This window comes from Bradyrhizobium sp. NBAIM08 (assembly GCF_020193935.1).
Lineage (GTDB): Bacteria > Pseudomonadota > Alphaproteobacteria > Rhizobiales > Xanthobacteraceae > Bradyrhizobium > Bradyrhizobium yuanmingense.
Genome location: NZ_JADYVR010000018.1, coordinates 26,256 through 50,276, shown reverse-complemented (window position 1 = coordinate 50,276; position 24,021 = coordinate 26,256). Strand labels below are relative to the sequence as shown.

Genomic DNA, 24,021 nt, shown 5'->3' with positions numbered 1-24,021 from the left:
AATTGCTCAGGAGCCTGTTGCATGGATCATCTGAAAACACAGGGCATCAGCATGCCCAAGCTCGGCCTCGGCACCTTCCGCATGCAGGGCGATGCCTGCCGTGCCGCGGTCGAGAGCGCGCTTTCGATCGGCTATCGCCACCTCGATACCGCCGAGATGTACGCCAACGAGGAGGCGATCGGCGCGGCCATCGCCGCGTCCGGCGTGTCGCGTGGCGAGTTGCACGTCACCACGAAAGTCTGGCACGAGAACCTCAGCTCCGATGCGATCCGCCGCGCTTTCGACGCCAGCCTTAGGAAGCTCCGGCTCGACCATGTCGACCTCTATCTCGCGCATTGGCCGTCGAAGGCCGCGAACTGGGGGGCGGTGTTCGAAACGCTGATGACGCTCAAGGAGGAGGGGCGCACGCGCGCCATCGGCGTTGCCAATTTCACCACCGCGCTGCTCAAGGTCGCGGTCGAGGAGATCAAGGCGCCGATCGCCTGCAACCAGGTCGAATATCACGCCATGCTCGATCAATCGAAGGTGCTTGCCTATCTCCAGCCGAGGTCGATCCCGCTGGTTGCCTATTGTCCGCTGGCGCAAGGGCGTTTCGTGGCCGATCCGGTGCTGGCCGACATCGGGGCCCGGCACAATGCCACCGCCGCGCAGGTCGCTTTGAAATGGCTGCTCGACCAGGACGGCGTCGCCGCGATCCCGAAGGCCTCGCGGCGCGAGAGCCAGCAGGCCAATCTCGACGCGCTGAAGATCACGCTCGACGATGCCGATCGCGAGAAGATCGCCGCGCTGGCGAAGGACAGACGCTGCGTCAATCCAGGCTTCGCGCCGGCGTGGGATTAGGCGCTCTTTACCCTCTCCCCCTGTGGGAGAGGGTGTCTCGCCGCAAAGCGGCGAGACGGGTGAGGGGTCTCTCTCCGCGCATGAGTCTTTCACTTTCGGACTTGCTGACGCAACCCCGCATCCGGCGCAATAGCCGATGCGCATTATCGGCGTTCTCAAGAACGGCGGCCGAAGGCCGCCTATGCCACCTTCTCCCACAAGGGAAGAAGGAAAAGAACACAATAGAAATGGCCCCGTGAGGGGCCATTTCCTTGTCGCGTTGCGCATTAGTCCCAGTGGTGATGGCGATGGCTGCGCTTGATCACGACGACCTTGTCGCCGCGATGGTGGCGATGCCAGCCATGATGACGATGTCCGCGGAATTCGGCGCGGGCGCCGTACGGGCCGTGGTGATGATGATGATAGCCGCCGCTGCGCTTGATCACCACCGTCTCCGCACTTGCGAGCGTCGGCGCCGCGATCACGAGCGCACCGAGAGCCGCAACCACATAACCAAGCTTCGTCATGATGTCCTCCTCCAAACGAATGCACATCTAAACCGCAGATTTGCGCGAACGTTCCGGAGGAGCGGGGAGAGAATTCTGAACGGATGTTCAGACGAAGGCGTGCTAATCGCAGCGCTGCTGCGCGGGCGTCGGCGCACCGCTGGCGACGTATTTGCCGTTGCTGATCGTGTACTCGCCGCGCTCGCTGCGATTGTAGATCGCGCGCAGGCTGCCGTCCTTCTGCAACAGCAACCCGAACTCGCGGGCCTGATGCAGCGAGGGGAAGTACACCATGACATTGAGCAGGCCCTCGGCATTGACCGTGGCGGACACCACCTCGTTCTCGTCCCTGGCCTCGCCGAAATCGCGCCGGTACATCACACGGCCGTCTTTCCGGATTTCGTAAGTCAAGCGCGCGCCCTGGTCGCGGTCGGGCCTACCCGAGCAATCGACCGCCCAGGAGCCGAGCAGGCCCCATTGCTCCACGGTCACGGCCAGCGTCTCGGCACCAGCCGTGGGGGTGAACGCGACCCACAGCACCGCAGCCGCGATCCAGCGGCCCGAACAACGCATCATGTCCTGAAAAACCCCGCCTCGAACAATTCCAAAGTTTAGCATCCCGCGCGCGGCCCTGCCACGGCGGCTGCCGATCGCCCGCGAATTTGATCCGCGTCAATGAGGCGGGGCGGTTCGAAGATAAGATGGCGTTTCCCGAAGGCGAACGTGGATAGAGCAATGCTGAATCAAGTCATGGATTTTGCGGGCGAAGTACTGCCGGGGAGCTGTGCCGTACCGCCTTATTCCGAGGCCGCGTTTCTGAGCGAGCTGGGCGATCGGTTGCGGTCCTCACGCATGCGCTGCGATCTGTCGCGCCGGGAGCTCGCCCGGCGCTCGGGGATTTCCGAGCGCTACATCGCCCAGATCGAGGCCGGCAAAGGCAACGTCTCCATCGTCCTGTTGCTGCGGCTGGCTTCCGCGATTCACGGCAGTCAGCCACAGGCGGCGTGAGGAGACGTCCGGACTGGGCCTCAGGCTCGCTTCTCCACATTGGCGCTGCGGGCGGGCACGCCAAACTCCTTGCGGCAGACTTCGGCTAGCACGGCGACGCCATCGCGGATCTGCTGGTGCGTGGGGCTGGCAAAGCACAGCCGCAGCCGCGAGGTGGAATGGCCCTTGCTGGTCGACCATTCCGGCCCCGGATTGATCGAGACGCCGGCGGCGAGCGCGGCCTGATACAGCTTCAGCGTATCGACCTGGTCGGGCAGCTTCACCCAGAGGAAGATGCCGCCCTTGGGCTCCTCGAACTCAGCGGCGGTCCCGAACTGCTCGTTGAGCGCTTCCATGAGCGTGTCGAGCTTGGTGCGCAGCGCCTTGGTCAGGGCCGGCACGTGAGTTGAAAAATGCGGCTTGCAATAGGTGGCGAGCACCATCTGCTCCAGCGCACCGGAGCCAGCATCCGTCTTCAGCGACAGCATCCGCGACATCACCTCCCAGGGCGCCACGACGAAGCCGACGCGCAGCGCCGGCGCGATCGACTTGGAGAACGAGCCGATATGGATCACGCCGCCGCTCTCGCTCATCGCGTAGATCGCGGGCGGCCGCTGCCCCGACCAGATGAGGTCGGCATAGCAATCGTCCTCGAAGATCGGCACGCCATATTCGGTCGCGAGCCGCACCAGCTCGGTGCGGCGGCTCTCGGGCATGATACTGCCGGTCGGATTCTGCACCGTCGGGATCGTGTAGATGTATTTCGGCCGGATGCCGCGGCGCTTCAGGTCGGCCAGCGCGGAGGCCAGCAGATCCATGCGCATGCCGTCCTGGTCGAGGGGAATGCCGACGACGTTGACGCCGAGCCGCGCCAGCCGTGTCAGGGAGCCCTGATAGCTCTCCTGCTCGAAAATCACGGTGTCGCCGCGCGTCAGTAGGGTGGCGTTGACGAGGTCGAGCGCCTGCAGCGAGCCGGAGACGATCAGGAGGTCGTCGACCGTGCAGCTGATGCCGGCGTCGCGCTTGAGTTTCGTCACCAGGAATTCGCGCAACGGCAGGTAGCCCTGCGGACCATGCGCCAGACCGTAGGTGGCGAGCGAGCGGCCCTCGCGCCGCAGCACCGTGTCGGCCGCTTCGATCAGCTCGTCGAGCGGCACCTGTTCGGAATCGTTGTTGCCGCCGACGAAGCTGTATTTGGCAAGGCCCGTCCAACGCGCAGACGGGGCCGGCAGCCCTGCTGGAAACAGGGGCGCGAAATCGAAGCTGGACGTCATGGGAGCGTTCCTCGTTTTGTTCTTGTTGAGCGTCGGCTTTGCACCGGCCGCCTTACTTCTTGCCGGCCGTCCTGGTCGGACGGCCCTGACTGATGAAAGCGTAATGCGCGTTGGCGATGCCGCCAACCATTAAGGCTTCGACCACGGGTTCTGCGATCTCGCCCGTGGCGGCCCAGTCGACCAGAAAATTGGCGCCGGTCCCGCCGCGCACGTCGTCGGTCGGAATGAAGATCGAGACGGTGGCGAGCGGCCTCAACGCCACCGGCGTCTTCAGATAGCTCTCGACCTGCTTGCCTGCGGTGTCGAAATAGGCGATGCGTTTGATGACCAGCGGCTGGGTCTCGGAGGCGTTGTGTACGCTCAGCGTCACCGAGAAGTCGACACGCAGCTTGCCCTGGCTCATCGCGACGCTGGAATAGGCGGGCACGTAGAAACCGCCGGATACGGCGAGGTCCTCCTTCAGCGGCGTGGTGAGCGAATCGGCAAAGTTTTGTTCGATACTGACCTTGGATTGCGCGGCGGCGGGCACGGCAAAGGCGAGGGGAGCGAGCAGCATGGCTGCGAAGAGCCCATTCCGCATGTGACGAATTGCTCGCTTGTCGCACCGCAACCCACCTCTAGGGTGCGGCAAAACGGACCAATTTGGCATGCATGAGCTCATTCGCGATATCACACTCTCTATTCTGTTCGCCTGGATGCTGGGGCTTCTCGCCCATTTCTCCCGGCAACCGCTGATCCTGGCCTACCTTATCGCCGGCTTCTGCATAGGTCCATTCGGCGCCGGCTGGGTCCATTCGCAGGAATCGATCAGCGTCATCTCCGAGCTTGGCCTGATCTTCATGCTGTTCATGATCGGGCTCGAGATCGATCTGAAGAAGATCGTTCGGGCCGGGCGGGTGATCCTGTTCGCGGCGGGCAGCCAGCTGCTGGGCGGCTGTCTGCTCGGGCTTCTGTTCTTCGTCGGCATCGGCCTGTCGCTCGGCGGTGGGCATTTCGATGCGGTCTATCTCTGCGTCGCCTGCGCGCTGTCGAGCACGGTCATCATCGTCAAGGTGCTCTACGAGAAGCGCGAGCTCGATACGCTGCCGGGCCGCATCACGCTCGGCGTGCTGGTGCTCCAGGACATCTTTGCCATCCTGTTCCTGGCGGTGCAGCCGAGTCTCGCCAATCTGCAGGTCAGCGTCATCCTGCTCTCGATCGGCCGCGTCGCGGTGCTGGTCACGGCCGCGCTTCTGGTCAGCCGCTACGTGCTGCCGCGCGTCTTCCACCAGATCGCCCGGCGGCCCGAGCTGATCCTGCTCGGTGCGCTCGCCTGGTGCTTTCTCGTCGCCGAGACCGCCTATCAACTGTCGCTGTCGCGCGAGATGGGTGCGCTGATCGCCGGCGTCTCGCTCTCGACCTTCCCCTATGCGCTCGATGTCACCGCCAAGGTCACCACGCTGCGCGACTTCTTCATCACGCTGTTCTTCGTCGCGCTCGGCATGACCATTCCCGTGCCCGGCCTCTCGGTGATCAGCCTCGCCTTGATGATCGCGGCGTTCACGGTGGTGAGCCGCCTCGTCACCACCTTCACCCCGCTCTATCTGATGAAGCAGGGCCTGCGCGCCAGCCTGTTGCCGGCGCTCAACCTCGCGCAAATCTCCGAGTTCTCGCTGGTCGTGATCCAGACCGGCGTCGCGGACCGCCACATCGCAGCCGAGACGGCGAATGCGGCTTCGTTCGCCTTCGTGGTGCTGGCGGTGCTCTCGACCTTCGTGATGACCCGCAGCGACGAGATCACCCGCTGGGCGATCGGCCCCTTGAAGCGGATCGGCCTGCGCGATCTCGACCATGGCAACGGCCATGCCGAGGAGGGCCACGGGGGCGGCCATGGCGAGGCCCGCCGCATCGTCATCCTCGGCTTTTTCCGTGCGGCGAGTGCGCTGCTGGCCGAGATCGAACGGCAGGCACCGGTGCTGCTGGAGCAGATCACCGTGGTCGATTTCAACCCCAATGTGTACCAGACCCTGCTTTCACGTGGTCTGCACGTGATCTATGGCGACATCAGCAGCGCCGACACGCTGCTCCATGCCGGCGTCGGCAAGTCCGAGATGATCATCCTCAGCGTGCCGGATTCGCTGCTGAAGGGCGCCACCAACGAGAAGCTGGTCCGTCACGTCCGCGCGCTCAATCCGACCGCCCTGATCGTCGCCACGGCCGACCTGTTGGCCGACGTCGGCGCGCTCTACGAGGCCGGCGCCAGCTACGTCACCGTGACCCGGCTCAGCGATGCACATGAGCTGTTTACCGTGATCGAAGCCGCCCAGGCCGGCCTGCTCGCGGACAAGCGCGCCGAGCTCGATCAGCGCCTCGGCGAGCGCCGCGAGGTGCTGCCCTGACAGCGTAGGGCCGCCTTCCTTGCCCGCCTTCCTTGCGGGCAATCTGCGCCTATATCGCTGGTATGCCCGGTGCAAGCCTGAAACCCATCCGGCCGGCCCGCCCTCGGGCATATGTGGTTGCGCTGGGGAGACTAGCGCCCCGACCCAAGTCCGGCTAAGCCTCCCGGCCATAACCGATAGAGATTGGGAAATGCCCGATAGCGTTCAGGAAGTCTTGCAGGCCTTTGCTCGGGGTGAGCTCGTGGTCGTCACCGACGACGAGGACCGCGAGGGCGAGGGCGATCTGATCGTCGCCGCCTCGCTGTGCACCGCCGAGAAGATGGCCTTCATCATCCGCCATACCTCCGGCATCGTCTGTGCGCCTGTGACGACCGAGGACGCGCGCCGGCTGCGGCTCGATCCGATGGTCGCCCACAACGATTCCGCGCACACCACCGCGTTCACGGTCTCGATCGACTACAAGCCCGACGGCGGCACCGGCATCTCCGCCGAGGAGCGCGCCTCGTGCTGCCGCGCGCTCGCCAATCCCAATGTCGGCGCCAACGACTTCGCCCGGCCCGGCCACATCTTCCCGCTGATCGCCAAGGACGGCGGCGTGCTGCTTCGCTCCGGCCACACCGAGGCCGCGGTCGACCTCTGCAAGCTTTCCGGCCTGCCGCCGGTCGGCGTCATCAGCGAGCTCATGAACGACGACGGCAGCGTGATGAAGGGCGAGCAGGTCGCGCAATTCGCGGTCAGGCACAAGCTCAAGCACGTCACCATCGCGGACATGATCGCCTACCGCCAGGCGCGCGAGAAGCTGATCGAGCGGGTCTCGACCTTCGTCACCGACAGCCCGATCGGTCCCTTGCAGGGCTATGCCTACCGCTCGCCGTTCGATTCCATCGCCCACGTCGCCTTCGTCTATAACGGGGTCGGCGACGGCAAGAACGTGCTGACGCGCTTTCACAAGCCGAACATCGTCAAGGACACCTTCACCGGCCACAAGCGCATGGCCGCCGTGCTCGAGCATTTCAAGAAGACCGGCCGCGGCGTGCTGGTCTACCTGCGCGACGGCGCGGCCGGCGTGCCCGTTTCGCCGCTGCCGGACGAGACGTCGACGGAGGCCGACCGCAACCGCCAGTGGCGCGAGGTCGGCGTCGGCGCGCAGATCCTGCGCGACCTCGGCGTGACTTCGATCCGGCATCTCACCTCGTCGGTGCACGACTACAAGGGCCTATCGGGCTTCGGCATCGAGATCGTCGCCAACGAGCAGCTCGAAAGCTGACACGCATTGTCTTTCTCCCGGTCGCGCTGAAAGCGCCACCCCGGAACGACCAAGCCAGGATGCAATTGAACTTGTTGCCGCGGCGCTTTACTTTGTCGGGCAATTATCGACGGAACCAGACGCGAAAGGACGTTTCATGAGCGTGCGCCCTCAGGCCAAGGACAAGCCGGCTGCGGCTTCTTTCCAGTGGGACGATCCGTTCCTGCTCGACGAGCAGCTCACCGAAGACGAGCGCATGGTTCGCGACACCGCCCGCGCCTATGCGCAGGACAAGCTGCTGCCGCGCGTCTCCAAGGCCTATCTCGAAGAGAAGACCGACCGCGAGATCTTCAACGAGATGGGCGAGCTCGGCCTGATCGGCATCACGCTGCCGGAAGAATATGGCTGCGCCAATGCGAGCTACGTCGCCTATGGCCTCGTCGCGCGCGAGATCGAGCGGGTCGATTCCGGCTATCGCTCGATGAACTCGGTGCAGTCCTCGCTGGTGATGTACCCGATCTACGCCTATGGCGACGAGAACCAGCGCAAGAAGTACCTGCCCAAGCTCGCCAGCGGCGAGTGGGTCGGCTGCTTCGGCCTGACCGAGCCCGACGCCGGCTCCGATCCGGCCGGGATGAAGACGCGTGCCGAGAAGGTGTCGGACGGCTATCGCCTCACCGGCAGCAAGATGTGGATCTCGAACGCGCCGATCGCCGACGTCTTCGTGGTCTGGGCCAAGTCGGCCGCGCACGACAACCAGATCCGCGGCTTCGTGCTGGAGAAGGGCATGAAGGGCCTGTCCGCGCCGAAGATCGGCGGCAAGCTCTCGCTGCGCGCCTCCATCACCGGCGAGGTCGTGATGGACGGCGTCGTGGTCCCGGAGGACGCCCTGCTGCCCAACGTGTCCGGCCTCAAGGGCCCGTTCGGCTGCCTCAACCGCGCCCGCTACGGCATCTCCTGGGGTGCGCTTGGCGCCGCCGAGGACTGCATGCACCGCGCCCGTCAATACACGCTCGACCGCAAGCAGTTCGGCAAGCCGCTCGCCGCGACCCAGCTGGTGCAGAAGAAGCTCGCCGACATGGAGACCGAGATCGCCCTCGGCCTGCAGGGCTCGCTTCGCGTCGGCCGCCTGATGGACGAGGGCAAGTTCGCGCCCGAGATGATCTCGATCATGAAGCGCAACAATTGCGGCAAGGCCCTCGACATCGCCCGCACCGCCCGCGACATGCACGGCGGCAACGGCATCTCGATCGAGTATCACGTGATGCGCCACGTCCATAACCTCGAGACGGTCAACACCTACGAGGGCACCCACGACGTCCACGCCCTGATCCTGGGCCGCGCGATCACGGGCATTCAGGCGTTTTTCTAGTCACTGTGTTTTTCCGCCGCGGCTAGCTTGCTCAACTGTCATCGCCCGCGCAGGCGGGCGATCCAGTATCCCAGAGACTTCGCTTTTGTCACTGGCGCTGCGGCGTACTGGATACCCCGCCTTCGCGGGGTATGACGGCAGAGAGTGTGGCACAGGAAGTCCCATGTCCGACAACGACGACGTCCCGTTCAACCGCAACTTTCCGCTGAAGCCCGGCATCGTCGAGGAGGTCCGCCCCGGCGTGCGGCGCGTGCTCTGCAACAATCCGAGCCCGTTCACCTTCACGGGCACGGTCAGCTACATCGTCGGCAAGGGCAATGTCGCGATCATCGATCCCGGTCCAGACGATGCGGCGCATGCGGCGGCGCTGCTCGATGCCGTGCGCGGCGAGACCGTGACGCACATCTTCGTCACCCACACCCATCGCGACCATTCGCCGAACACCGCGCGGATCAAGCAGGCGACGGCGGCGCCGGTCTATGCCGAAGGCCCGCATCGCGCCTCGCGGCCGCGATTCGAGAGCGAGAAGCACAATCCGGAATCCGGCGCCGACCGCGATTTTGCCCCGGACGTCAATCTCGCGCACGGCGACGTCGTGGAAGGTGACGGCTGGCGGCTCGAAGCCGTCGCGACGCCCGGCCACACGGCCAACCATCTGGCATTCGCCTGGCCGGAGCGGAAGTTCAACTTCGTCGGCGATCACGTGATGGGCTGGTCGACCTCGATCGTGGCGCCGCCGGACGGCTCGATGATCGACTACATGGATTCGCTCGACCGGCTCGCCACCCGCGAGGAGGATCTCTATTTCTCGGGCCATGGCCCCGAGATTCCCGAGGGCCAGCGCTTCGTGCGCTTCCTGATCCGCCACCGCAAGGCACGCGAGGCCTCGATCCTGCACCGCCTCGCCAAGGGCGAGACCGACATCCCGACCATGGTCCGCGCGATCTATATCGGTATCGATCCGCGCCTGACGACAGCTGCCGGCTATTCCGTGCTGGCGCATTTGGAAGATCTGGTCGCCCGCGGCGTGGTGGCGACGGATGGCGATCCCGTGATCGGCGGGACCTATCGGATGGCCTAGGGGGCGAATAGCGAATGGGGAATAGCGAATGGGCGGCTCCATTCGCTATTCGCTACTCCCCATTCGCCAAGTCACTTCTTCACCGTCTTCGCCGGCGCCTTGGGCGGCGTCACCGGCGTCTTCTTCACCGGCTTGAGTGCATCGGCGTCGGCGGCGGTGTTGAGGTCGTCGATGAATGCCTTGACGCGTGCGGCGTTGCTGCCGAGGTCGCTGTCGAAATTGCGCGACGCAGAGCGGATATCGACGCGGGAATCATCGCCATCCGGCACGACCCTGATCGAAACGTCCTCGCGGAAACCCATGATCGGCGTGCGCGCCACCGCCTCGATGCGGCCGATGCGGCGCGGCGGCTGCGGTGCGCGCTCGTCGATCACGATCCATTTGCGCTTGTGGACGAGCTGAAGCGCGATCGCATAGGCGCGGTCGGCCGAGATCTCGAGCTCGACGGGCTCGATCTCGGGATAGAAATGGCGCTGCTGCTCCGCCGAATAGAGGCCGGCATAGACCGCGGTGTTGGTGCCCTCGCCGGTGCGCAGGCGCGCCAGCGCATCGAAGCGCGGCGGATCAATCGGATTGGTGGTGATGTCGTAGATCGACGGCAGCTTGCGATATTGAAAGGCCAGATAGGCGGGATAGGCGAGGATCGCCCCGTCGATCAGGAAGGCGAGCAGGATGCGCGCCATGCCGCGCGAGCCGTTCTGCCAGATTGCGGCAAAGCCGGCGAGCCCGAACAGGATCGAGAGGCCGGCGATCGCGAGCCCGCCGATGAACGTCGCCAGCGCCGGCTTGGGCTCCAGGAAATCGAAACGGACGACGATGATCGACACCACCACCGCCAGAACCGCGAACACGGCCAGATTGCGCGCCCAGCTCGCGAGGCTGGACACGGGCTCCGACTGGTAGGGAGCGGAAAACCTGCGGGCCATCGGGTGAGCTCTGCCGGGGTTGGCGATGCCGGCCGATTTGGCGCGACGATGCGCAGTTGAGACCACGGCGCGGGAGCAAATTCAAGGGTTCCGGCTACGCCCAAGCCGTCATGCCCGGGCTTGTCCCGGCCATCCACGTTCACTGCACCGTGGGGCAAGGCGTGGATGGCCGGGACAAGCCCGGCCATGACGTCGTGGAGGCTTCAACAAGTCGGACGCTGACGCCCCTCCAAGGAGGGGCGCACCCAGCCCGTCACGCCGCCGCGTTCGGGAACCGGTAATCCTTAAACTGGTCGCGCAGCGCCGTCTTCAGGATCTTGCCGGTGGCGGTGTGCGGAATGCCGTCGACGAAAGCGACGTCGTCGGGCATCCACCATTTGGCGATCTTGCCCTCCATGAACTTCAGGATGTCCTCGCGCGTGGCCTGCTGGCCCTGCTTGAGCTGCACGATCAGCAGCGGCCGCTCGTCCCATTTGGGGTGGAACACGCCGATCACGGCGGCTTCCGCCACGGCGGGGTGGCCGACCGCGAGGTTTTCGAGGTCGATCGAGGAGATCCACTCGCCGCCGGACTTGATCACATCCTTGGAGCGGTCGGTGATCCGCATATAGCCGTCCTCGTCGATGGTCGAGACGTCGCCGGTGTCGAAGAAGCCGTCCTCGTCGAGGATGTTGCTGTCGACACGGTAATAGGCCTTGGCGACGGCGGGCCCGGAGACCTTGAGGCGGCCAAAGGTCTTGCCGTCCCAGGGCAGCTCCTTGCCGGCATCGTCGGTGATCTTCATCTGCACGGCGAACGGCGCATAACCCTGCATCTGCAGCACGTCGAGCCTGGCATCGCCGGTCGCATTCTGGAACGGCGGCTTCAGCGCCGCGACGGTTCCGATCGGGCTCATCTCGGTCATGCCCCAGGCGTGGCGGACGTTCGAACCCATGTCGAGGAAGGCCTTGATCATCGAGCGCGGCATCGCCGAGCCGCCGCAGATCACCATCTTCAGATCCGGCAGTTTGAGATTGTTGGCCGTCATGTGCTGGAGCAGCATCAGCCACACCGTCGGCACGCCGGCGGTGTGCGTCACCTTCTCGGTCGAGAGCAGTTCGTAGACCGAGGCGCCGTCGAGCTTGGCGCCCGGCATCACCAGCTTGGTGCCCTGCGAGGGCGCGGAGAAGGCGATGCCCCAGCTGTTGGCATGGAACAGCGGAACCACCGGCAGCATTGTCTCGGACGCACTGGTGCCGAGCGCGTCGACGTTGTTGGCCATCAGCGCGTGCAGCACGTTGGAGCGATGCGAATACAGCACACCCTTGGGATCGCCGGTCGTGCCGGAGGTGTAGCACATCGCCGCCGCCGTGTTCTCGTCAAAGTCCTTCCATTTGAATTTGCCGTCGGCCTGCGCAATCCAGTCCTCGTAGGCGACCGCGTTCTTCAGCGTGGTCTCCGGCATGTGAGCCTTGTCGGTGAGCACGATGTAGCGCTCCACGCTGGGCAACTTGTCCGCGATCTTCTCCAGGATCGGAATGAAGGTGAGATCGGTCATCACGACGCGATCCTGCGCATGATTGATGATCCAGGCGATCTGTTCGGGGAAAAGGCGCGGATTGACGGTATGGCAGATGGCGCCGATCCCCATGATGCCGTACCAGACCTCCAGATGGCGCCAGGTGTTCCAGGCGATCGTTGCGACACGATCGCCGAGCTTGATGCCGTCGCGCTCCAGCATTTGCGACACTTTGAGCGCGCGCTTGTGGATCTCGGCGTAGTTGGTGCGATGGATCGGTCCCTCGACCGAGCGTGTGACCACCTCCTGCTTGCCATGAATCCTGGCGGCGTGTTCGATGATCCGGTGGCAGAGCAGGGGCCAATCTTGCATCAAACCAAGCATTCCGACGTTCCTCCGAGAAGTCGCTGGGCGCGTTATCGCTCTCAGCGTTGGGCCAAAGAATTGCCATGAGTTTTAGCCTGCCGGACTTTCGTCGCAAATGGTCTTGTCGCGGCTATATGTCCGCCGGGGCGGCAATGGTTACCGCTGCGGCGGGGCTGTTGCTGCTCGCCGAAAGGGCAGAGGCGCGGAAATATCCTGCGCCGCTCGATATCTTCAACCTTGGAGCACCGAAGCCCCGCGCAACCGTTCGCGCCGCCAGGATTCCGCTGCCGAAGCCGCGTCCCGAGGAGGCCCCCAAAGCGTCGGATGAGGGGGCGGCGCAGGCAGACGGCAAGCCGTCCCCCGACAAGCCAGGTGCGGACAAGCCCGCCGAGGCCGCGCCGCCGCCCGAGAAGCAGGCCTCGGCCTGCCGGCTGGCGCTGACCGAGGAGATCGCGATCGCGCCGTCCATTCCGGATATCCGCGGTCCCGGTGCCTGCGGCGGCGAGGATCTGGTGCGACTGGAGGCCATCGTGCTGCCGGACAAGCGCAAGGTGACGGTCAAGCCGGCGGCCATCCTCCGCTGCACCATGGCGTCCGCGCTCGCCGATTGGGTGCGCAAGGACATGGCGCCGCTGGCGACCAGCCTCGGCTCCGCCGTCAGCGAGCTCGACAATTTCGACAGCTTCGAGTGCCGCGGCCGCAACCGCGTGGCCGGCGCGATGCTGTCCGAGCACGGCAAGGCCAATGCCATCGACATCCGCGCCGTCAAGCTCGCCAATGGGCAGTCGATCGGCCTGACCGACCGCACCACCTCGCGCGAGGTGCGCGAGCGCGTGCTGCACTCGGTCTGCACTCGCTTTTCCACCGTGCTCGGCCCGGGTTCGGACTGGTACCACGAGGACCACATCCATCTCGATCTCGCGCAGCGACGCAACGACTACCGGATTTGCCAATGGAACGTGTGGGATCCGCTGCCTCAGGTCGCACCGCTGCTGCCGGCGGAGCGTCCCGAGGAGGCACCGCCGCGCGAGGTCGCGGCCAAGCCCGAGGCAAAGGAGGGCGCCGACGGCGGTGAGGCGGAAAAGCCTGCTGCACCTGCGGACAAGCCGGCGGCGGATGGCAACAAAACCCGATCGCACCAGCCGGCAACAAAAAAGCGCCGGTGAAACCGGCGCCTTTGAAAGGCCTCGGGCAAGGCCTGCTTAGTAGGGTGAACTGGAACCACCCTGGAGCGCGAGGCGCGGCTTGTAGGGCGAATCGCCGTGCTTGGGCTCGAGCACCACGACGAGGGTGCCGAGCTTGACGCGATCATAGAGATCGATCGCGTCCTCGTTGGTCAGGCGGATGCAGCCTGACGAGATCGAGGCGCCGATATATTCCGGCTGGTTGGTGCCGTGGATGCGGAACAGCGTGTCCTTGCCCCCAGAATGGAGGTACAGCGCGCGGGAGCCCATCGGATTGTCCGGTCCGGGTGCGACATAGGTCGGCACGCCCAAGCGCGAGATTTCGCCGGGGGTGGGGTGCCAGGCCGGCCATTCGGTCTTGCTGGCCACCTTGGCGATGCCCGACCAGGCCATGGCCTCTTCGCCGACAGTGATGCCGTAGCGGATCGCTTTGCCGCCCTCCAGCACGTAATAGAGGTAATGGTTGTCGGAATCGACCACGATCGAGCCCGGCGCTTCCTTGCGGTGGAATTCGACAATGGCGCGGCGGAACGGTTCTGCGACCGCGGTATTCTCGTATTTCACCTTGGCAAGGAGTTCTTTGTCCTTGGGCTTGAACGCCTTGGTGTCCGTCGCCTCGTAACGCGTCGTGGCCTGCATGCAGCCCGACAGCATCAGGCCAGCGGCCAAAATCCCAAACATAATTTTCAGCGACGACATGGTTTGGTTCCAATCAAAACAATACCGTGCGGAAGGGACCTGAGCGTAGCGCCCAAGTTCCTCGACTCCGTTAAGCCCATTATGGTTGAAATCTGCCACAATTCCAGCGCCGAAGCCGGTTTCCAGGGCTGTAAGACCGCACCTGTGGCTTTTCTGCCGCAAATTTGGGGGTGTCGTGCGGGTTTTTTTGGTAAGACGCGCCAGACTGTTCCTCCGGCGCCACAGTTGAGCCCTAGGGCCGCCGCAGATGCAAACGCTCCGTTAATGTTGTTGTCATCGTGAACCTGTCAGAATCGCGCTAAGGGCTGTCGTTCTGTCGCAGGATCTCTGGAGCTTTTGATGTTTTCGGTGTTCGTTCCCTCCGAGACCTCCCTCAAGAAGGCGGTTGTCGAGGATCTCACAGCGCTGCCGGAGAACGCAGTCTGGATCGACCTCGTCAACCCCTCGGCTGCCGAGGACAAGGCGGTCGAGCGGCTGGCGGGCATCGCCATCCCGACCCGAGAAGACATGCAGGAGATCGAGATCTCCAGTCGCCTCTATATGGAAAACGGCGCGCGCTACATGACCGCGACGCTGATGTGCCACTCCGATACCGACATGCCCCGGACCACGGCGGTGACCTTCATCCTCGGCGACCACCGCCTGGTGACGGTCCGCTACGACCTGCCCAAGCCCTTTGCGCTGGTCGAGGCCAAGCTCGCCCGCTCCTGCACGCCCTCGATCACCGGCGAGATGGTGCTGATGGAGCTCCTGGACGCCGTGATCGACCGCTGCGCCGACATTCTGGAGCGCTGCGGCGCCGAGATCGACCAGGTCTCCCACGAGATCTTCGAGCCGGAGAGCGAGCGCCACGGCCACGCCAAGCGATATTCCCAGATCCTGATCTCGATCGGCCGCAAGGGCGACTTGACCTCGAAGGTTCGCGAGAGCCTGGTGTCGATCGGCCGCGTCGTGACGTTCCTGTCCGCCGTGGTCGAGGGCGTGAAGTGGTCGAAGGACATGCGCGAGCAGCTCAAGACCATGCAGCGCGACGTCGCCTCGCTGACCGATCACGCCTCCTATCTCTCCAGCAAGATCACCTTCGTCCTCGACGCCATGCTCGGCGTCGTCAATCTCGAGCAGAACAACATCATCAAGCTGTTTTCGGTCATGGCCGTTGTCCTGATGCCGCCGACCCTGATCGCCTCGATCTACGGCATGAACTTCAAGGTGATGCCGGAACTCGAATGGGTGCACGGTTACCCGATGGCGCTGGTGATGATGCTGATCGCCGCCATCGTTCCCTACTGGATATTCAAGTGGAAGAAGTGGCTGTAGGATCGTGCGCGAGCAAAGATACCTACCGAGACCTTACGCCGCTCGCATAGACACGATGAATCGTGTCGCAGAATCGATCGGGATTGCGGCGACGCGGTGACGCGTGTGTCATGCCGCAATTCCTCCGGTAAAATTTGAGCGGTGGGCTGAACGTTTGCGCGAAACTTGTCTGCGATAAGCAGGGCGTAGCCGCGAGGAAAAGCCATGGTTGAGAAACACATAACGTCGCCCCGCAACGTCATCGATCTGGCGAACTACCGTCAGGTTCTGGCGAGCGGCAAGGCGCCGTCGATGTCGGCACGCATGTGCCGGCACTGTGGTGCTCCGCTGCTCGATGGTGAGAACGACGACGACTGCTCGACTGCATTCAGCACGGCCGCTCCGCGGCCGCGCGAGCGGTCACGTCGGATTCGACTCGATTGAGGAACGGAAGGTAAGGGCGATCCAGGTCTTGCGGCGGCGTTGTCTGGATCGCCTTGCTTCCCTGAGCGGCCATTTCCACTTCCGTCATTGCGAGGAGCCACCCGGTCCCGCCTCCGGCGGGCCGGATGAAAGGCTCCGCGTCGAAGCAATCCAGACTGTCTTTGCGGAGACAGTCTGGATTGCTTCGCTTTCGCTCGCAATGACAGTGCCCGCCTACACGTGCTGGCCGCCGTTGATGTGGATCTCGGCGCCGTTGACGTAGGAGCTGGTGTCCGTGCACAGCACGTAGATGATCTTTGCCACTTCGTCGGGCGTGCCGAGGCGGTGCATCGGGATCTGCTGCTCGACGATCTTCTCGGTGCCCGGCGACAGGATCGAGGTGTCGATCTCGCCCGGGGCGATCGCGTTGACGCGGACGCCGATGCGGCCGAAGTCGGAGGCCATCTCGCGTGTCAGCGCTGCGAGCGCGGCCTTCGAGGTGGCGTAGGCCGCGCCTGCGAAGGGGTGCACGCGCGAGCCCGCGATCGAGGTGACGTTCACGACCGACCCCTTGGCGGCCTTCAATTCCTCGATCAGCCCCCGCGCCATCATGATCGGCGCGAAAAAGTTGACATGGAAGACGTGGGTCCAGGTATCGAGGTCGGTGTCGACCGAGCCCAACCGCGAGCCGCCGGCGCCCTTTGGCGAGATCGCGGCGTTGTTGACCAGCGCATGCAGCGTGCCGCCCTCGAGCCGGTTGCGGATCTCCGAGATCGCGCGCGCGGTGTCCTTGGGATCGCCGAGGTCGACCTGGATGTGGTCCTCCGGCCCTGCGTCCCAGGGGCAGTCCTCCGGGAAAGGATGCCGCGAGCAGGTGATGACGCGCCAGCCCGCCGAGGAGAAACGGATCACGGTGGCGTGGCCGATGCCGCGGCTGGCTCCGGTCAGGAGCAGCGTACGGCGCGGCGCATTGGACGAATGCGGCATGGACATCTTTCAGGTCGGCCCAAAGCTTACGGATACATTCGCGTCTTGGACCACGGTTGGCCGGCCGCGTCACGGCGAAATTCAATGCGGTCGTGCAGGCGGAACGGGCGGTCGTGCCAGAACTCGATCCGCACCGGCGTGATGCGCCAGCCGCTCCAGCCCGGCGGCCGCGGCACTTCGCCGATGACGTATTTGGCCGCGACCTTGGCGATGGCCTGCTCGAACGCGAACCGGCTCTCCAGCTCTTGCGATTGCTTGCTCGCCCAGGCGCCGATCTGGGCCTGCTTCGGTCGCGTCGCGAAATAGGCGTCGGCCTCCGCGTCGGTCACCGGCGTCACGTTGCCGCGGATGCGCACCTGACGGCGCAACGATTTCCAGTGAAAAAGTAACGCTGCCTTAGGATTTGCGGCGAGTTCGCGGCCCTTCTGGCTGGCGATGTGGCTGTAGAAGACGAAACCCTCGGTATCGAAGCCCTTCATCAGCACCATGCGCACATCAGGCAGCCCGTCGGGATCGACCGTTGCGAGCGCCATGGCGTTCGGATCGTTCGGCTCGCTCTTGACCGCTTCGTTGAGCCAGGCCTCGAACAACGCAAATGGCTCGTCGGCAGCGGTGAAATCACCGGATGTTAAGGGTGTCTGGTGTTTCATCGAGGTCGTGTCGGTCATGTCCGGAGTCCGAGTTGCGTCCCGCGGCCCAAAACGCGTTGTTGTCCGCTACCGCCCTATATAGGGCATGGGGACGCGTTGGCCTATCGGCGATCCGACCGTCCGGCTTCGTCATGACGATGATTCTGATCGGGCTTGGTGCCGGCGGCTGCAGCTTTTCCCGCAACGACGGCAGCGCCTATGCCAAGGCCGAGGACAGCGACCTCACCGGCTCGATCGCGCGGCCGGCGAAGGACGCTCCCCCGACCGAGACCGATCTCGCCTTCACCCGCAACGCCGCCTCTGACGTCCTCAGCAAGGGCGACAAGGATTCCAGCCAGCATTGGGAGAATCCGGAGACAGGGGCGCGCGGCTCGGTGACGCCCATCGCCCAGTCCTATGCCGCCGAGGACGGGCGCAAATGCCGCGACTTCCTGGCGAGCTACGTCAACGGCAATACCGAAAGCTGGCTCCAGGGCGCCGGCTGCCAAAGCGGTCGTGGCCGTTGGGAGATTCATACGCTAAAGCCGTGGCGGAACTGAGCATGATCCGGAAACGTGGGAACCGGTTTTCCGATCAGACCATGCTCCAAAGATAGAGCTTCAGCTCGCGTTCCTAGTTGCAAAAATGCCACTCTCTTCCCACATCACCCGCAGGTGGGGCGGGGAGCCCTTTGAACAATTCGATTTCTTGAAGGAGACGTGACGAATGCGCGACCCCTATGAGGTCTTGGGGGTGCCGCGGAGCGCCAGCGCTGCCGCGATCAAAAGCGCCTATCGCAAGCTGGCCAAGAAGCACCATCCTGACAGCAACAAGGGTGATCCGAAGGCTGCCGAACGCTTCGCCGAGATCAACTCGGCCAACGAGATCCTCGGCGACGAGGACAAGCGCAAGCAGTTTGACCGGGGCGAGATCGACGCCGAGGGCAAGCCGCGCTTCCAGGGTTTTCCGGGCGGCGGCGGTCCTCGCGGCCGCGCGGGCCCAGGCGGGTTCGAAAGCTATACGTTCCGAAGCGGCGGTGCGGGCGGCCCGGGCGGCGGTGCGTTCGAGGACATCCTCAACAGCATGTTCGGCGGTGGGATGCGCGGCGCACGGCCCGGAGCCGGCGGCGGCGCCCAGTTCGAGTTCGACACTGGCGGCATCGGGCTCGATCTCGACGTCAACGTCGCCATGAGCGTCTCGCTGGAAGAGGCGGTCAAGGGCGGCGAGAAGCGTGTGCGGCTGCCGACTGGCAAGGAGCTCAACGTCAAGATTCCGGCCGGGGTCACCGAGGGCCAGCAGATCAGGCTGCGGGGGCAGGGAGAAAGTGCGCAGGGCCATCCGCCCGGCGATCTCCTGATCACCATCAACATTGCACCGCACCCGTTCTTCAAGGTCGAGGGCGCAGACCTCAGGATCGACCTGCCGGTCACGCTCTACGAGGCGGTGCTCGGCGGCAGGGTCCGCGTGCCGACCCTCGGCAATGCCGTGGAGCTCTCGGTCCCCAAGAACACGTCCAGCGGCCGGACCTTCCGCCTCAAGGGCAAGGGCCTGCCGAAAGCCGGCGGAACCGGGGATCTCTTCGTCATCATCAGGATTATGCTACCGGACGGGAACGACGCCGAGCTTGAAGCATTGATGGAGAAGTGGCGGGACCAACACCCCTACAATCCACGTAGCGGTGTCGGCTAAAGCATGTCCGGAAAAGTGTGGAGCGGTTTTCCGGAAAGATCATGCGCAAACAAAGAGCTAAAGCGCGAGCCATCGCGCTTTAGGGCGAGAGCGAACTGAAGGGGTTCTCCTAAAGGACCACGGCATCGTCCTGGAGATGATGCCCATCATACGCCTGAGGCGTGGTAGCGCTTCATGGTCTCGACGTGTCGGCTGTCCGGCGGGGCAGCCGATAAAAAGGTGCGGCCTCGAGAGGGGGACCAGCGCGGTACCAAAAACCCCAATCGAGGCCGCCCGCGTCGATCGGCGGATCGAACGCCACTCATAATCGCGTGAGCACCCGGTGCGATAATGAGACGTGTCGATGTCCTGATTCCAAATTTTCGATGACGGAATCTGGGCACTGGCGTTGCGCGGTTGTCTAGGTGCCGTTTTTCTCTGCTTGGTCGTAGACGGCCTGCGCCACCTTGGTCAGCCGCTCGCGATCGCTGCTGCCGCTGACGACGTAGCCGACGCCGCGCTCGGACCAGAATAACGCGCCGTCCTTGTCCGTCTTGGCGTAGCGCATTTGCGTTGCACCATTCTCGGTCTTGGCGCTGTAGATCGTGTACCGCTCGCCCGAGGCGCCCTCGTACATCAGGAACGACGCCGGACCGTTCGGTCCCGGTAGCAGCCGGCCGCCGACCAGCTTCAGCCCGCTCGCCTCCAGGTTCGGCGCGAACACGGTCCAGCCGCAGCGCCGGGTCAGCCAGGCCTGCAAGTGATCGCGCTCGTTGCCGCCGACCTCAACGGGGTGGCGGACCTCGACGACATAGAGGCGGTGGGCGTCGAGTGCGTCCGCCGTAAAGCTCCGGAAGGTCGAGGGCGCGTTGGCGGCGCCATGCGCCACCCAGCCGGCGGTGCCGCCGGCGACGAAGGCGACCAGCACGGCCGCGGCGGCGCCATAAAACCATTGCCGCGGGCGGCGCTCCAGCCTCTCGAGCTCGAGCCGTGCGGGCACCCGTTCATGGGCAATCGAATCGTAACGCGCGTGCAGCATCTCGGCCATGGTCCGCCAGGACTGCACCCGCTCGGCGTCCTCGGGGTGGGCGGCAAGAAAGGCCTCGACGTCGGCGCGTCGCTCGGCCGGCAACTCGCCGTCGACATAGGCGTGCAGTTCGTCCTCGGTTACTGGAATCTTGCGGTCGTTCATATCGGTCGTCTCTGGCTCTGCGGCCCAAAATGCCTTCTGCGAGTTAGCTTCGCGCAGCTCACTATCCGGCTGCGGGCGGAGATCGTTCGATGCGTCGACCCGGCCATCATTTTACCCGCCTGAGCGCCGTACGCTCGCCCTCCAGCGAGGCTTTGACGTGGGCTCTTGCGCGCGCCAGGCGCGACATCACGGTGCCGATCGGCACGCCCTGGATGTCGGCAACCTCGCGGTAGCTCATGCCTTCCAGCATCACCAGCAGCAGCACCGAACGCTGCTCCTCGACGAGGGTGGTCAGCGCCTTCTCGATGTCGCGTCCTTCGGCCTCGGTCCCGCTGGCATCGGGGTTGTTATCCGTCAGCGGCATGAATTGCGGTCGCCTTGCCAGCGAGCGCCGCCGGTTCTTGTTGAGGTTGGTCAGGATCGTATAGAGCCAGCTCCTGACGTCGCCTCCGAGAAACAGCCGCTCCGAACGCAGCGCGCGTACCAACGTATCCTGGACCAGATCGTCGGCCGCATCCGCATCGCGTGTGAGCGCGCGGGCGTAGCGGCGCAACGCCGGGATCATGGCTTCCACACTCTGGCGAAACGCACTCATTGCGGTCCTGACATCCCTGGCGTTCGGCGCGCGCCTATAGCGATCATAACACCCAAGCGGAACGGCTATTCCGGCACTCGAAACAGCGTTAATGCTGCGGATTAGGGCTGTACCGCAGGGGAGGGCTGGTGTACCTCCAGACCTCAACGAGAGTTCGACGGGACGTGCAAAAATGGCGCAGAATTCGGGTCTGATGCAAGGAAAGCGCGGGGTCATCCTCGGCGTCGCCAACAACCGCTCGATCGCCTGGGGAATCGCCAAGGCATGCCACGCCGCGGGCGCCGAGCTCGCCTTCACCTATCAGGGCGATGCGCTGAAGAAGCGCGTCGAGCCGCTCGCCGCCGAGATCGGCGGCCTCGTGCTTGGCCATTGCGACGTCACCGATGCCGCAACCATCGATGCCGTCTTCGCGGTGCTGAAGGAGAAATGGGGCAAGATCGACTTCCTGGTGCATGCGATCGCCTATGGCGAGCAACTCGACGGCCGCTACGTCGACACCACGCAGGAGAATTTTTCGAAGTCGATGCTGATCTCCTGCTATTCGTTCACGGCGGTGGCGCAGCGCGCCGAGAAGCTGATGACGGATGGCGGCTCGCTGATCACGCTCTCCTATTACGGCGCCGAGAAGTGGATGCCGCATTACAACGTCATGGGCGTGGCCAAGGCGGCGCTGGAAGCCAGCGTGCGCTATCTCGCTGCCGATCTCGGCGAGAAGAACATTCGCGTCAACGCGATCTCGGCAGGTCCCATCAAGACGCTGGCGGCGTCCGGCATCGGCGACTTCCGCTATATCCTGAAGTGGAACGAGACCAACGCGCCGATGCGGCGCAACGTGTCCACCGAAGACGTCGGCGGCAGCGCGCTGTATTTCCTTTCCGACCTATCGCGCGGCGTCACCGGCGAGGTGCACCACGTCGATTCCGGCTATCACGTGCTCGGCATGAAGCGGCCGGATGCGCCTGATATCTCGCTTGGCGGGAAGGACTAGCCTCTAACTGAAATGCCCAAGCCTACGATCTACTATCTTCGCCACGGCGAGACCGAGTGGAATGCGCTCGGCAGGCTTCAGGGCACCAGGGACATTCCGCTGAACGCGCGCGGCTGCAGCCAGGCCGTGCAGGCCGGCGGCATTCTCGCCGAACTGTTCAAGCGCGACGGGCGCGACAAGGCCGCGCTGGCTTACGTGTCGAGCCCGCTCGGCCGTGCGCGCCAGACCATGGAGCTCGCGCGCGGCAAGCTCGAATTGCCGCCTGCCGATTACGCGCTCGACGATCGTCTGCGCGAGATCGGCTACGGCACCTGGGAGGGGCTGACGCTGGCCGAGAGTGAGGCGAGGGATCCGGACATCTATGCAAGGCGCCTCGCCGACAAATGGACCGTGGGGCCTGCGGGCGGGGAGACCTACGCCGACGTGCAGGTCCGCGTGCGCACCTGGTACGACCAGCTCCTGTCCGACACCGTCGCAGTGGCCCATGGCGGGACCTGCCGCGCCCTGATGGTGGCCTTGGGCCTCGAGACCCCCGCCAGCGCCGCCGAGCTCTATATCGAGCAGGGCGCCGTCTACGTGTTCCGCGACGGGCGGTTGGAGAAGTTTAGTTAGCCCGGAGCGCTGCCTCGCCCCCGCCGTCATGCCCGGGCTTGTCCCGGGTCCACGGACTTTCGTGCTCGCAGCCACCAAGAACGTGGATGGCCGGGACAAGCCCGGCCATGACGGCTTCGCCGATATTTGACCCCTATTTCAGGGCGAGTTAAGTCAGCATTGACTTACGAACCCGCGAGCAGCGATGTCCTTCAACACTTTCGGCCACATGTTCCGCGTCACCACCTTCGGCGAGAGCCATGGGGTGGCGATCGGCTGCGTGGTTGACGGCTGCCCGCCGATGATCCCGCTCACCGAGGCCGACATCCAGCGGGATCTCGACCGGCGCCGTCCCGGCCAGTCGCGCTTCACCACCCAACGCCAGGAGCCGGACCAGGTGAAGATCCTGTCCGGCGTGATGGCCCATCCCGAGACCGGCGTTCAGGTGACGACGGGCACGCCGATCGGCCTTCTGATCGAGAACACCGACCAGCGCTCGAAGGATTATTCCGAGATCAAGGACAAGTTTCGTCCCGGTCATGCCGACTTCACCTATGAGGCGAAGTACGGCCTGCGCGATTATCGCGGCGGCGGGCGCTCCTCGGCGCGCGAGACCGCGATGCGCGTTGCCGCAGGCGCCATCGCGCGGAAAGTGCTGCCGGATGTGAAGGTGCGGGGCGCCTTGGTGCAGATCGGCCCGCACAAGATCGATCGCGACAAGTGGGACTGGGACGAGGTCGCCAACAATCCGTTCTTCTGTCCCGACAAGGACAAGGCCGCGTTCTTCGAGACCTATCTCGATGGCATCCGCAAAAGCGGCTCCTCGATCGGCGCCGTGATCGAGGTCGTCGCCGAGGGCGTGCCGGCAGGTCTCGGCGCGCCGATCTACGCCAAGCTCGATTCCGATCTGGCGGGCGCGATGATGACCATCAACGCGGTGAAAGGCGTCGAGATCGGCGCCGGTTTTGGCGCGGCGGAACTGACGGGCGAACAGAACGCCGACGAGATGCGCTCCGGCAATGACGGCACGCGCTTCCTCTCCAACCACGCCGGCGGCGTGCTGGGCGGTATCTCCACCGGGCAGCCGGTGGTGGTGCGTTTCGCGGTGAAGCCGACCTCGTCGATCCTGCAGCCGCGTCTCACCGTCGATCGGCAAGGCACCGAGACCGAGATCTTCACCAAGGGCCGCCACGATCCCTGCGTCGGCATCCGCGCCGTCCCCGTCGGCGAGGCCATGATGGCCTGCGTGCTGGCCGATCACTTCCTGCGCGATCGCGGACAGGTCGGGCGTTGAACTCGCGGTACTAGTCCACCGC

25 protein-coding genes are annotated in these 24,021 nt (G+C 64.7%); 14 read left to right on the top strand and 11 right to left on the bottom strand.

Annotation, left to right across the window (positions count from 1 at the left end; all coding sequences use genetic code 11):
* Positions 1-21 precede the first annotated feature (21 nt).
* Positions 22-840 (top strand): aldo/keto reductase, encoded by an 819-nt coding sequence (locus I6F37_RS35240; protein ID WP_225153989.1) that lies wholly within the window; start codon positions 22-24, stop codon positions 838-840.
* A gap of 266 nt (positions 841-1,106) precedes the next feature.
* On the opposite strand, the gene I6F37_RS35235 is transcribed toward I6F37_RS35240, so the two are convergent.
* Positions 1,107-1,346, bottom strand: a complete 240-nt coding sequence (locus I6F37_RS35235) for a hypothetical protein (protein ID WP_225136478.1) — start codon at positions 1,344-1,346, stop codon at positions 1,107-1,109.
* A gap of 102 nt (positions 1,347-1,448) precedes the next feature.
* Positions 1,449-1,901: a hypothetical protein gene (locus I6F37_RS35230; RefSeq protein ID WP_225112628.1), complete on the bottom strand. Its 453-nt coding sequence runs from the start codon at positions 1,899-1,901 to the stop codon at positions 1,449-1,451.
* 159 nt (positions 1,902-2,060) lie between these two features.
* Between I6F37_RS35230 and I6F37_RS35225 the strand changes: the two genes are divergently transcribed.
* Positions 2,061-2,333 carry a helix-turn-helix domain-containing protein gene (locus I6F37_RS35225; protein WP_036031024.1) on the top strand — a complete coding sequence of 91 codons (273 nt, stop codon included), beginning with the start codon at positions 2,061-2,063 and terminating at the stop codon, positions 2,331-2,333.
* Between the two features lie 20 nt (positions 2,334-2,353).
* On the opposite strand, the gene I6F37_RS35220 is transcribed toward I6F37_RS35225, so the two are convergent.
* Together I6F37_RS35220 and I6F37_RS35215 are read right to left on the bottom strand one after the other, a co-directional pair.
* Entirely contained in the window at positions 2,354-3,586 is a 1,233-nt protein-coding gene (locus tag I6F37_RS35220) for a PLP-dependent aminotransferase family protein (protein WP_225139690.1), read from the bottom strand.
* A gap of 52 nt (positions 3,587-3,638) precedes the next feature.
* Positions 3,639-4,166 (bottom strand): DUF3124 domain-containing protein, encoded by a 528-nt coding sequence (locus I6F37_RS35215; RefSeq protein ID WP_225139689.1) that lies wholly within the window; start codon positions 4,164-4,166, stop codon positions 3,639-3,641.
* A gap of 67 nt (positions 4,167-4,233) precedes the next feature.
* Here I6F37_RS35215 and I6F37_RS35210 point away from each other — a divergent pair, with 67 nt between their 5' ends.
* The 4 genes from I6F37_RS35210 (at position 4,234) to I6F37_RS35195 (ending at position 9,663) form a co-directional block, all read left to right on the top strand.
* On the top strand, positions 4,234-5,964 hold the full coding sequence (locus I6F37_RS35210; RefSeq protein WP_036004008.1) for a cation:proton antiporter: 1,731 nt from the start codon (positions 4,234-4,236) through the stop codon (positions 5,962-5,964).
* Between the two features lie 190 nt (positions 5,965-6,154).
* A complete protein-coding gene (ribB, locus tag I6F37_RS35205) occupies positions 6,155-7,231 on the top strand; it encodes a 3,4-dihydroxy-2-butanone-4-phosphate synthase (RefSeq protein WP_036004011.1) in 1,077 nt (358 codons plus the stop codon).
* Between the two features lie 136 nt (positions 7,232-7,367).
* Positions 7,368-8,582, top strand: a complete 1,215-nt coding sequence (locus I6F37_RS35200) for an acyl-CoA dehydrogenase (protein ID WP_036004014.1) — start codon at positions 7,368-7,370, stop codon at positions 8,580-8,582.
* A 163-nt stretch (positions 8,583-8,745) separates the two neighbouring features.
* A complete protein-coding gene (locus I6F37_RS35195) occupies positions 8,746-9,663 on the top strand; it encodes an MBL fold metallo-hydrolase (protein WP_036004017.1) in 918 nt (305 codons plus the stop codon).
* A 71-nt stretch (positions 9,664-9,734) separates the two neighbouring features.
* Here I6F37_RS35195 and I6F37_RS35190 read toward each other — a convergent pair whose 3' ends face one another.
* On the bottom strand, positions 9,735-10,589 hold the full coding sequence (locus I6F37_RS35190; RefSeq protein WP_057026863.1) for a DUF1499 domain-containing protein: 855 nt from the start codon (positions 10,587-10,589) through the stop codon (positions 9,735-9,737).
* Between the two features lie 253 nt (positions 10,590-10,842).
* The gene (locus tag I6F37_RS35185) at positions 10,843-12,471 is read right to left on the bottom strand and encodes a fatty-acid--CoA ligase (protein ID WP_036004029.1); all 1,629 of its coding nucleotides are present in this window, start codon (positions 12,469-12,471) and stop codon (positions 10,843-10,845) included.
* 65 nt (positions 12,472-12,536) lie between these two features.
* Here I6F37_RS35185 and I6F37_RS35180 point away from each other — a divergent pair, with 65 nt between their 5' ends.
* Complete coding sequence (locus I6F37_RS35180) at positions 12,537-13,619, top strand: extensin family protein (protein ID WP_225153987.1); 1,083 nt, start codon at positions 12,537-12,539, stop codon at positions 13,617-13,619.
* Positions 13,620-13,655: 36 nt separating this feature from the next.
* Here I6F37_RS35180 and I6F37_RS35175 read toward each other — a convergent pair whose 3' ends face one another.
* Positions 13,656-14,336, bottom strand: coding sequence for a L,D-transpeptidase (locus tag I6F37_RS35175; protein ID WP_036031037.1), 681 nt, complete (start codon positions 14,334-14,336; stop codon positions 13,656-13,658).
* A gap of 339 nt (positions 14,337-14,675) precedes the next feature.
* Here I6F37_RS35175 and I6F37_RS35170 point away from each other — a divergent pair, with 339 nt between their 5' ends.
* Positions 14,676-15,653 (top strand): magnesium transporter CorA family protein, encoded by a 978-nt coding sequence (locus tag I6F37_RS35170; protein WP_109144626.1) that lies wholly within the window; start codon positions 14,676-14,678, stop codon positions 15,651-15,653.
* Between the two features lie 204 nt (positions 15,654-15,857).
* Complete coding sequence (locus I6F37_RS35165) at positions 15,858-16,076, top strand: hypothetical protein (protein WP_035696491.1); 219 nt, start codon at positions 15,858-15,860, stop codon at positions 16,074-16,076.
* 213 nt (positions 16,077-16,289) lie between these two features.
* Here I6F37_RS35165 and I6F37_RS35160 read toward each other — a convergent pair whose 3' ends face one another.
* On the bottom strand, positions 16,290-17,042 hold the full coding sequence (locus I6F37_RS35160; protein WP_036004050.1) for an SDR family NAD(P)-dependent oxidoreductase: 753 nt from the start codon (positions 17,040-17,042) through the stop codon (positions 16,290-16,292).
* A gap of 26 nt (positions 17,043-17,068) precedes the next feature.
* Positions 17,069-17,710 carry a pyridoxamine 5'-phosphate oxidase gene (gene pdxH / locus I6F37_RS35155; RefSeq protein ID WP_036004041.1) on the bottom strand — a complete coding sequence of 214 codons (642 nt, stop codon included), beginning with the start codon at positions 17,708-17,710 and terminating at the stop codon, positions 17,069-17,071.
* Between the two features lie 113 nt (positions 17,711-17,823).
* On the opposite strand from pdxH, the gene I6F37_RS35150 reads away from it, so the two are divergent.
* Both I6F37_RS35150 and I6F37_RS35145 read left to right on the top strand, forming a co-directional pair.
* The gene (locus I6F37_RS35150; RefSeq protein ID WP_225153985.1) at positions 17,824-18,231 is read left to right on the top strand and encodes an RT0821/Lpp0805 family surface protein; all 408 of its coding nucleotides are present in this window, start codon (positions 17,824-17,826) and stop codon (positions 18,229-18,231) included.
* A gap of 166 nt (positions 18,232-18,397) precedes the next feature.
* Complete coding sequence (locus I6F37_RS35145) at positions 18,398-19,360, top strand: DnaJ C-terminal domain-containing protein (RefSeq protein WP_225112631.1); 963 nt, start codon at positions 18,398-18,400, stop codon at positions 19,358-19,360.
* A gap of 400 nt (positions 19,361-19,760) precedes the next feature.
* Here I6F37_RS35145 and I6F37_RS35140 read toward each other — a convergent pair whose 3' ends face one another.
* Positions 19,761-20,531, bottom strand: coding sequence for an anti-sigma factor (locus I6F37_RS35140; RefSeq protein WP_036004055.1), 771 nt, complete (start codon positions 20,529-20,531; stop codon positions 19,761-19,763).
* Positions 20,532-20,637: 106 nt separating this feature from the next.
* On the bottom strand, positions 20,638-21,126 hold the full coding sequence (locus tag I6F37_RS35135) for an RNA polymerase sigma factor (RefSeq protein WP_157284797.1): 489 nt from the start codon (positions 21,124-21,126) through the stop codon (positions 20,638-20,640).
* A 172-nt stretch (positions 21,127-21,298) separates the two neighbouring features.
* Here I6F37_RS35135 and fabI point away from each other — a divergent pair, with 172 nt between their 5' ends.
* The 3 genes from fabI to aroC all read left to right on the top strand — a co-directional run bounded on the left by fabI (position 21,299) and on the right by aroC (position 23,999).
* Positions 21,299-22,114 (top strand): enoyl-ACP reductase FabI, encoded by an 816-nt coding sequence (fabI, locus tag I6F37_RS35130; protein WP_018648668.1) that lies wholly within the window; start codon positions 21,299-21,301, stop codon positions 22,112-22,114.
* Positions 22,115-22,126: 12 nt separating this feature from the next.
* Positions 22,127-22,726: a histidine phosphatase family protein gene (locus tag I6F37_RS35125; RefSeq protein WP_036004064.1), complete on the top strand. Its 600-nt coding sequence runs from the start codon at positions 22,127-22,129 to the stop codon at positions 22,724-22,726.
* Between the two features lie 184 nt (positions 22,727-22,910).
* Positions 22,911-23,999, top strand: coding sequence for a chorismate synthase (aroC, locus tag I6F37_RS35120; RefSeq protein WP_057026858.1), 1,089 nt, complete (start codon positions 22,911-22,913; stop codon positions 23,997-23,999).
* The last annotated feature ends 22 nt before the right edge of the window (positions 24,000-24,021 follow it).